The organism is Winogradskyella alexanderae (assembly GCF_020166335.1).
GTDB lineage: Bacteria > Bacteroidota > Bacteroidia > Flavobacteriales > Flavobacteriaceae > Winogradskyella > Winogradskyella alexanderae.
In genome coordinates this window covers 207,516-215,254 of record NZ_JAIUJR010000007.1, presented here as the reverse complement: position 1 = coordinate 215,254, position 7,739 = coordinate 207,516, and the positions used below count along the sequence as shown (strand labels likewise).

The 7,739-nt window shown below is 32.5% G+C and carries 7 protein-coding genes; all 7 read left to right on the top strand.

Going from position 1 to position 7,739, the window contains the following annotated elements; genetic code table 11:
- Nucleotides 1-290 precede the first annotated feature (290 nt).
- On the top strand, nt 291-1,775 hold the full coding sequence (locus tag LBU54_RS11660; protein ID WP_224529764.1) for an alpha/beta fold hydrolase: 1,485 nt from the start codon (nt 291-293) through the stop codon (nt 1,773-1,775).
- Nucleotides 1,776-1,974: 199 nt separating this feature from the next.
- On the top strand, nt 1,975-2,670 hold the full coding sequence (locus LBU54_RS11655) for a DUF6090 family protein (protein WP_224529761.1): 696 nt from the start codon (nt 1,975-1,977) through the stop codon (nt 2,668-2,670).
- Complete coding sequence (locus LBU54_RS11650; protein WP_224529758.1) at nt 2,667-3,422, top strand: DUF6090 family protein; 756 nt, start codon at nt 2,667-2,669, stop codon at nt 3,420-3,422. Before LBU54_RS11655 ends, LBU54_RS11650 begins: the two co-directional genes overlap by 4 nt.
- A gap of 146 nt (nt 3,423-3,568) precedes the next feature.
- A complete protein-coding gene (locus LBU54_RS11645) occupies nt 3,569-4,927 on the top strand; it encodes an FAD-dependent oxidoreductase (RefSeq protein ID WP_224529755.1) in 1,359 nt (452 codons plus the stop codon).
- Between the two features lie 97 nt (nt 4,928-5,024).
- Complete coding sequence (locus tag LBU54_RS11640; protein ID WP_224529752.1) at nt 5,025-6,113, top strand: hypothetical protein; 1,089 nt, start codon at nt 5,025-5,027, stop codon at nt 6,111-6,113.
- A 294-nt stretch (nt 6,114-6,407) separates the two neighbouring features.
- Complete coding sequence (locus tag LBU54_RS11635; RefSeq protein ID WP_224529741.1) at nt 6,408-6,740, top strand: lipocalin family protein; 333 nt, start codon at nt 6,408-6,410, stop codon at nt 6,738-6,740.
- Nucleotides 6,741-6,902: 162 nt separating this feature from the next.
- Nucleotides 6,903-7,727: a carbon-nitrogen hydrolase family protein gene (locus LBU54_RS11630; protein WP_224529740.1), complete on the top strand. Its 825-nt coding sequence runs from the start codon at nt 6,903-6,905 to the stop codon at nt 7,725-7,727.
- Nucleotides 7,728-7,739: the final 12 nt, after the last annotated feature.

Sequence of the window (7,739 nt, the reverse complement as noted above, 5' to 3'; positions counted from 1 at the left end):
GAGCCAAAACGTGCGACATCGTCGGTTAAAAGTAATTTAGTTCATGAAACTTCTAATGTGATAAATAGGTATTCATGAATGCTTCGCATTTGGCTCTGCTCCTCGAATTCCCAATCTAATAAATTCCACAATTAACACTTCGCTACGCGAAGCTAATTGACGATCAATAATCTGAGTTTATAAGAAAGTTACCTTCTCAAATTATTGATTAGGAATTTATTATCTTTTCATTCTCAAATCAGAACTACGTTTAACCCTTGAGTTGTGAGTAATTAAAACCAACATCGAGAATGACAATAAAACGCCTTATTTTTATATTTTGCCTGCTCATTTACACCAATACATTTGGACAATCTAAATCTGACTTCCAACCCAAATTTAAAGAATCGAAAAAGACGACTCATAAAATAAAAAAAGGTCAGAAATACACCTTTGGTTATCTTGAAGTTCAAGAAAATAGACAAGACCCAAAAAGCAGAACTATTGAAATTCCAGTTTACATATTTAAAAGTCGTAGCGAAAACCCAGAGAAAGACCCAATTATTTACACAGTTGGTGGTCCTGGTTCTACAACTATGCCAACGGCACAGTACATGAACTATTACAAATACCTTGATGATAGGGATTTCATATTAGTAGAGCAACGTGGAAACTATTATGCAAAACCACATTTAGATTGTCCGGAATGGTCAAAAGCAATCTATGAATCCAATCAGCCATATTTTGATTTAGCCAATTATGATGAACTATTCGAACAATCGGCAAAATCTTGTAAAGAACGACTTGAACATAAAGGAATTGACCTAAACGGTTACAATACTAACGAAATAGCTTCAGACATTAATGACTTAGTTAATGTTTTAGGAATTAAGCAATATAATCTACTAACCATATCGTACAGCACAAAAATCGCACAAGTACTAATGCGAGATTATCCTGATAAAATAAGAAGTGTGGTTATGGATTCTGCACTACCTTTGGAAGTCAACTATGATGAAGAAAGCGTACAGAATCTTTTAGAATCAATTACAAAGTTACTTTCAGATTGTGAAAACGATGAAAAGTGTAATTCTACTTATCCCAATTTAAAAAATCGGTTTTTTGAATATTTGAAAGAAAAAACAGAAAATCCGCTAATGGTTGAAGTGGAAAATCCGAAAACTGGAAACGAAGAAGCCTTTTATTTAAAAGGTGAAGATTTGATAGCTGTTTTTACATCTGCATCTACTGGAAGTGTCCCAAATATACCTTTTGAGATAAACAAAATACTAAATGGCGACTTGACCTCAGTTAAAGAACAACTTTCATATCTTTTCCAAGAACCAAGCATTGGAGCTGGAATTGGAATGCGTCTTTCAGTATGGTGTTCAGAAGAAAATCCGTTCAATTCGATAACCAAAATAGAAAACGAAACAAAAAAATATCCCGAAGTGAAAGGATTGTCACCTGCAGTTTTTGATAATGAAGTATGCGAAATTTGGGGTGTAAAAAAAGTGTCGGAAAATGAAAATAAAGCAGTAAAAAGCGATATTCCTGTTTTATTTATTAGTGGAGAATACGATAACGAAACACCTGCGAAGTGGGCAAAATCAATGACTGTTAATTTTACAAACAGTTATCATCTCATTTTTAAAGGCTGGAAACATACACCAACCACCAATTGGGGAAATCAATGTGCAATGGAACTAGCAAACAAGTTTTTCAACAAACCAAAAGAAAAACCAAATGCTAATTGCTTTGGAGAAATTGGAAGTCCTCAATTTAAGACGGAATAAATAACTGCTCACAACAATGTGAATAATTCAAGGTTTTTAAAGATGGTTCGCTGATTTCTATCGAAACCCAATGTCACATTCCTACCTTTTTGCTAACTTGGTTCTCAAACACCACAAACCATGTACGAACATGTTGTGCTTCATAATAACCAACCGCTGACCCATGTTAAAATTCTTTCGTAAAATCCGTTATAATGTTATGAGTGAAAACAAAACTGGAAAATATTTAAAATATGCCATAGGCGAAATAATACTTGTAGTTATTGGGATTTTGATTGCCTTACAAATTAACAATTGGAACATTAAAACAATAGATGCCAAAAAAGAAAAAACGTACTTAATTGAAATAAAAGAAAACTTAAAGACAGACCTTATTGCAATAGATTCTACTTTAATTTTTAACAAAACTAAAAAAGAAGCTATTTTAAATGTTTTGGAGAATTTCTCTAATTCCACCTCAGAAAATGATGTAATGATCGTAAGAAATAAAGTTTTTAAGCTTGGTGTGTATGAACACTTTTTTCCAAACGACTTAGGTTTTAAAAATCTTATTTCTGCTGAGAATATTACATTAATAAGTGATAATGAATTAAGGAAGCTTCTGCTTAAATTTTACAATTTCGATTTTAAGGGCGGAATCCAAGAACGTATGCGCCTGGTTACACGCGATTTTGTTGACTATACCGCTCCAGTGATATCTACTAAAGAGCACTTCGAAAACATGTACAAAATAACTTTAGACATTCCTTCAAATAGAAATGTAGAATTATCTAAGGACCAACAACTGCTATCCTTATTATGGATTATGGATACGGTTATCGATTTTCAGAATAATCTCCTTATAGAAACAAAAAAAGACATCCAAAAACTAATAGGCACTATTGAAAATCAATGATAAAATTTTTTAGAAAAATTCGCCAGAAACTACTCTCTGAAAATAAGTTCAATAAGTATCTGATTTATGCAATAGGAGAAATTGTGCTTGTTGTTCTAGGTATTTTAATTGCGCTACAGGTAAACAACTTGAACAATGAAAGACAAAACAATAAAAAGGTAAGCGGTTATATAAATGAGATCAAAAACAACCTGGCCGTAGATGCAGAATTAATCGATTCCATTGTCTCACACAACAATACCAAGATTCAGCAACTTATTAAGACCATAGATTTCTATTACCGCATGGAAGGCGATATGCGTTATCGCGATTCAATTTTCTTTATCGCTTCAAAGGGAAAAATAGCCTCTTTTATACCTTTTAAAACTAATATAACTGGGCTCAATGCACTGATCAGTTCTGGAGAACTGAGTCTGATTCCCAACCGCATTAGAATTGAATTGAATAATTATTACGATCGTTCTGCAGAACAGAATGAAAACAGCGAGCGCTCTAAAGAACTAACCAGAACTTCTGTTCAAGATAAATTTCTGAAGATCATTGTTACCAGGGAATATATAGAATTGTTTACCGGGCTAAAGATTGCACCGAGTAAAGTCAAAAACGAAAAATTTATTGCCTCAGAGGCCCTAACTATGGATCTGCTATTCTTAAGTGAGATAGAAAATACCAGAAACAAGGAATTAAAAGAATTGAAAATAATTGGCGAGGAGCTAGTAAAACTCATTAATTCTGAATTAAACGGAAAATAACGAAAGCACAACAGCAGGTATAATTTATGCTCCATTCGTAGCATATTTTAATTTTCCTAACTTTAAAGACAAGTAAATTAAGTGAACAATCCTTTGGATCATCCCGCACAAATCACACACATTAACGTTGGCATTATTAGAAGAAAATGAAAAACCTAATCTTAATATCAGTTATTGTATTGAATTTATTATCCTGTCAAAAATCTAAAAAGATAGAGGATATTGTCGTAATCGGTGGAGGACTTATGGGAAGTTCTACCGCCTGGGAGCTTTCTAAATATGGACAAAATGTTTTACTTCTTGAGCAACAAGACTCAATATACACCTTTGGTTCTAGTCTAGGTGAAGCGAGAATTTCTAGAAGTCTAGGACCAAAAAATGATATTTTTTCATACTTGCAACAAACATCTGTTAAAGAAACGAATAACTTAATTGATTATTTAAATGAAGGAGAAACAAGAACCCTTCATAGTATGGAAGATATCTATACAACTACACCAGTAACCTACATGTATTCTACATCTCAATTAAATGAAGTCGAAACATTGTTAGATGGTCAAAAAGACAAATACGAATATGCCTCGAACAAAGAAAAAGCAGAAGAAAAATTTGGAATGAAAATTCCAGATACTACTATAGTTATCAGAGAATTTAAACAATACTCAGGAACACTTAATCCTAAAATTTTAATTCAAAAATTACATCAGGGAATTAGAAAATCCGGAAATCGAGTAAACTACAATCAACAAGTTACCAGTTTAAAAAAAGAGGATGGAGTTTACGAAATCAAAATTACAGATACTAAAACTGGGACAATCAATACAATATTGAGTAAAAAGGTAGTAGCCGCTGCCGGACCTTATAATGGTACTTTAGTAAAAGACGTAGCACCTTATTTTAGCGACTTGATAAGTCCAAAGCGTTTATTTCTTTCATTTTTAAAAATTAAATCAGATAAGTACGATATGTTGACAAGTGACCAGAAAGACAGGCTTGTTTCCTCCTATCCAGTTGCATATCTAAATTCGGAGATATTCTATTCCATGATTGAAAAATATGATAAAAAACAAAGACCCATATTTAAAGTTGGCGGACATTTTTTACGGACAGAAATTGAAGATTTAGATAAAGTTTGGGAAAAGGAATTAACTGCGCAAGAAATATTATGGAGTAAAAAAAATACATCAGATTACTTAAACAAACTGGATTTATCTATAGAATTATCTGATTTGGAATATGATAGAGGTTATTCTTGTGTTTATTCGCTAACTGAATCTGAAATACCCTATGTCAGTCAGGCAATAAATCCTAGCAAAGAAGTTGATTCTAGTTTTGTGCTTATTGGTGGAATGTCTGGAGTTGGTGCAAAAGGTTCATTGGCTTATGGACTTTTAGCTACCGACCTAATCTTAGGTAATGATAATAATTCATTAATGTATCAAAAAGCTAAATCCGCATTAGGTACACAAAGATTAATGAATGATATAGACAATATTGATAAATAAAATAATAATGCCTACAATGGCTATAGTTCATTAGGGCTGAAATTCCAACTCGGATTTTCAAGCCTTTTTACTAAATGAGCTTTTTAAATTTAGTAGTATGGAAATGAAAATCTCTAAATTATTATTGGTTATTTCACTTTTGTTTATAGGCCTGCAGTCTCGAGCTCAACTCAACATTAAAGTGAGTAAATCCGATTCTATAAAAAGTTTGTCTTATAAAGTCTTCAAGGTAAAAACAAAGAAAGATAATTTAATTAAAAGTAAGCTCACAATGGCTTATAATTATTATCCAATACAATACCCTTTAACAACACTTTACTATAATGAAAATGGGTGCTTAATAAAGAAAGAAAACTCTAACCAAAAAGATACGACGTTCTACAATTCTATAAAGCAAATAATTAAAAAGGTTCTATATCCCAATCCCACAAAATCAAAGGATAGTATTACCATTAATTACTCCTATGATATCCAAGGTAATATCACAACCGAAAAAATGAAAGCTACCGGATCAAATTTAAACTATGTGTTAGATGGAAATTATTATTCTAATGAATCTCTAATCGACAAGTTTTACCACAATTATTATTTATTAGAAAATGATTCTTCCGGACGAAGCCAAATTAAAAATATAAAACCAGAATTGAATAATTATTACAGATTGTACAATCAGAAAAATAAATTAATCGAAGAAAAATATTTAACAACCACTATAAATCCATTTCCTTACAAACCAGACTCTACAATACATTCAATTAAATATCAATACAATAAAGAAAATAGGATTAGTAAGGTAGCAAATATCAACTATAGCATTAATTCCCTCGGGAAAAATTATACATCGACAAACACAGAACAACATAGATATTCAAATGATGGGTTGATCCATGATATAGAATACTTTGATGAAGGCAAATTAACTCGAAAAGAGCGAATCATAAAAAACAATGAAGGTGAATTAACGGAATATACTAACAATTGGATTTCTCTAAACCGAAAAACCACCTATGTATACGATTCGAAGGGAGATATAAAAAGCTACACCTATAGCAAAAAGAATAAAATTATTAGAAATATCAGGCTCGAATATAATTATAACGATAATGGAGATTGGATAAAATGTATCCATTTTGACAAAAAAAACAAACCAAAATATTTAATTGAACGAACAATTGAATATTATTAATTTTAAAGCAACTTACAACAATGGCTATAAGTAATTGCTTGTTCTCTCCTACTTCTTAAAATCCTTGCGGATTTTCAGTTTGGTGTGTACTTGCAAAGTTAAGTGCTAAACCACGCAACTACTCGCACCCAAGACCGATGTACATATCAATACTTATATGTAAACCAGTCATCTTTCTTGTATTTATTTTTTATATGTACCTTCGGTATGCAACTAAATAAATCCAATTGTAGGACTTTACATAGCCCTGCGTTAGCCATATTTCAGGACAAGACATTAAAAACAAGGACTCTAATGAATCTAAATGACAAAAAATTTATGACTACTGAAAATAAAAGTGGATTATCATCAGATGAAACGATTTTTCACTATTCCCAGAGCGGAACTACGATTACTGGAAAATATAAAGGAGGTTCAATAATTGAGGGGCTTATAATTGGAAAACAAACACAAGATTCAAAAATTGAACTTTTGTATCAATGTCTAACAATCGAAGGGGAATTGAAAGCTGGAGAATCAAAAGGTAAGATTTCAGAAACACAAAATGGAAAACTGAAACTAGAATTTGACTGGAATTGGTTGAATGGAGATTTATCTGGTGGAAAATCAGAATATATAGAGATTTAATAAACTGGCTACAAAATTGGCTACAATTAAACGCTACTTCCTAACTTTAAAACAAAATACCAACTTAGTTCTGGCTGATTTCACTTTGGACAAATCCTGCAGATTTATCCACGCCGAAATCATATCCAAACCGTTGGCGTTAATTTTGCAAAATCGAATACAATGAGAATTTGCGTTGCACAAACAAAATCAGAAAAAGGGAATATAAAAACCAATATCGAAAACCATTTGAGATGGATTGAGCATGCAGTTTCAGCAAAAGCAGACATAATTGTTTTTCCCGAATTATCACTAACAGGATATGAACCAGAACTTGCTGAGGAATTGGCGACCGACCAAAATGATTTGAGAATGGACGTGTTTCAAGAATTTAGCAATACAAACGAAATTGTAATTGGAGTTGGATTGCCTACGAAATCGGAATTTGGGATTTTAATAAGTATGGTCCTTTTTCAACCGAACCAACCGAGAGAAACTTATTCAAAACAAAAACTGCATTTGGACGAGAAACCATATTTCATCGAAGGGACAGAGCAGATTATTTTTAAAATAAAGGACAAGAAAATTGCCCCAGCGATTTGTTATGAATCATTGCAACCCGAACATGGGGAAAAGGTAAATGAAATGGGAGCAGATTTATATTTGGCGAGTGTAGCCAAATCGCAAAGTGGAATTGAAAAAGCGTATACACATTTTCCAAAAATAGCGGTCAAATACTCAATGCCTGTTTTAATGGCTAACTGTATCGGATTTTGCGATAATTTTCAAGGAGCGGGACAGACATCGGTTTGGGACGAAAATGGAATATTAATTGGTCAGCTAAATAGCCAAAGCGAGGGAATAATAATCTATGATACGGTTACTAAATCCACCATTCGGGCAAAAAACACTAACCCCAACAATGCAAAAAAAAATAACGTGAAAGGTTCTGAATCCATTGACTTGGGGGTATTTGCGAAGTCGCCAAACCGAAAGAACATTGCTTAGCACCTGCCCTAC

Bases quoted from the DNA above. Each gene is read 5' to 3' on its own strand.
- LBU54_RS11660 (WP_224529764.1), top strand. From the start codon at position 291: ATGACAATAAAACGCCTTATTTTTATATTTTGCCTGCTCATTTACACC.
- LBU54_RS11655 (WP_224529761.1), top strand. From the start codon at position 1,975: ATGAGTGAAAACAAAACTGGAAAATATTTAAAATATGCCATAGGCGAA.
- LBU54_RS11650 (WP_224529758.1), top strand. From the start codon at position 2,667: ATGATAAAATTTTTTAGAAAAATTCGCCAGAAACTACTCTCTGAAAAT.
- LBU54_RS11645 (WP_224529755.1), top strand. From the start codon at position 3,569: ATGAAAAACCTAATCTTAATATCAGTTATTGTATTGAATTTATTATCC.
- LBU54_RS11640 (WP_224529752.1), top strand. From the start codon at position 5,025: ATGGAAATGAAAATCTCTAAATTATTATTGGTTATTTCACTTTTGTTT.
- LBU54_RS11635 (WP_224529741.1), top strand. From the start codon at position 6,408: ATGAATCTAAATGACAAAAAATTTATGACTACTGAAAATAAAAGTGGA.
- LBU54_RS11630 (WP_224529740.1), top strand. From the start codon at position 6,903: ATGAGAATTTGCGTTGCACAAACAAAATCAGAAAAAGGGAATATAAAA.